1 protein-coding gene and 1 pseudogene are annotated in these 1,626 nt (G+C 35.2%); both read right to left on the bottom strand.

Annotated features, from left to right (window positions below; genetic code table 11):
- Positions 1-368 (bottom strand): annotated as a pseudogene (locus AC1DRQ_RS31380) (hypothetical protein); the annotation flags it as partial.
- 326 nt (positions 369-694) lie between these two features.
- The gene (locus tag AC1DRQ_RS31375) at positions 695-1,393 is read right to left on the bottom strand and encodes a hypothetical protein (protein ID WP_477430038.1); all 699 of its coding nucleotides are present in this window, start codon (positions 1,391-1,393) and stop codon (positions 695-697) included.
- Positions 1,394-1,626 lie beyond the last annotated feature (233 nt).

Here is a 1,626-nt window from a genome sequence, read left to right as displayed (position 1 = left end):
CATGTGGGGTGTATATCAATATGATCCCAATCCCAAATCTCTGATGGAATTTCCTCTGTGCCTTTTTTAAATGCGAATAATTCGGTTTTAAAAGATTCATCTACTAACCGATTGCGAAAAATTGTTTCAAAACAAACTGGTGTAAAGGCGTAATCTATTTCCGTTTCCAGTTCGGATATTGGATTAAATGTAGGTGCCGCCAATTTTTCCAATTCGTCCGATGTTAACGCGAAAAGAATAATTGAATTGATCAGATTGGAATAATAAAAATTCACATATTTATCATATTCAGGCTCTTCTTTATTAAGGGGTGAATTATCTATTTCGGGTGATTTTATTCCGAATATTGATTTCAGGCTTATCTTCATTCTCGGTCTGCAAATTCGTGGCGGTCTGGTAAATATAAATTAATCAACCGATATAGAGGCGTTTCTTTAAACTGAGGTTAAGTTACTTTGTTTGAAAAATCGCCTATTTCAATCAATTCGTCAATAAAATGGTTCAGATCATACTCCGTTATTTGCCCAAAAGCTTCTCATGAAAATGAGAGGCTTTTGGGCGGTGATGGTGCGGAGCACCACCTTTGTTTTTTGCTACAAAGCTATTCCGCCGCTGGGGAGAAAACCTGTTAACTTAATGACATTGGGCGCAAACGGTAGCGGGAGCCCGACCTGGTTGAAGTTATTGATGAAAATTAAGCAACTACTTTACCGCGTATATTTTTAGGTATATCTTCATACAATGGGGTTGAAAGCATAGGAGAAACCCAATTATTTACCCCATCTTTTAACATACCTTCATCTGCTCTTGATAATACTGGATCCGACCTTAATACTTTATAAGCAATATTATTATAATCCTCAATCGATAACTTCACCTTACCTTGTTTTACATTTTTCTTAAGTAATTCCATTACTATTCGCAACCGTATAATATTTTCACCGTATATACTTATGCCTTCCAAGTGCTTTACCCTTTCAAATTCCGATTTGATGCCAGAAAGAATCACATAGTTACCCTCTTTCATATAGAACCACTTTCCCTCGGAAGAATAAGTATTTCCCGGGCTATATTTAAAATCAGGTAACGTTGTTGCAGAAACCTCTTGTTCAACAGAGTTTATTTTTAAACAGTTGTACTTACCCTTGGTTGGAAGCTTTTCTGATACTACTTTTCCAAACAAAAGTTCTTTGTCCGGCAGTTCATTAAGATCAACGATTTGATTATCAAAAGCATTATAAACATTTACTAAATAAAAATCAAGACCCATAAATCCGATTAGAGGAAAAGAGCTGCAATAGATGTAGTCATAGGAAATCAATTCCAAAGAGGGAATTTCGTCAAAAGGAATATTGCTTACAGGAAGCTTATAATATGTTTTTATTAAATTCATTTAAAATAAATCTTTCCAATTAGATGCGTTTTCATTCAACCATTTTTCTGCCCCCGCTACCACAAGCGGGACATATGGGTAATAATACCCTGGTTTACAATCTTGGTGACACTATTTTGTCAGTAGTATACAAAATGTAAACTATTGATAATCAATTATAACTAAGTGTTCACGGGTGTTCATGTGCGTGGATATGAACACTGTAGCTTATAACTATTTCTTCACTGCATAAC

The organism is Mucilaginibacter sp. P4_E8 (assembly GCF_056401495.1).
The sequence above is the reverse complement of the archived record's forward strand: the minus strand, read 5'-3'. Positions and strand labels throughout refer to the sequence as shown.

Coding starts and splice junctions, on each gene's coding strand:
- AC1DRQ_RS31375 (WP_477430038.1), bottom strand. CDS start 1,393: ATGAATTTAATAAAAACATATTATAAGCTTCCTGTAAGCAATATTCCT.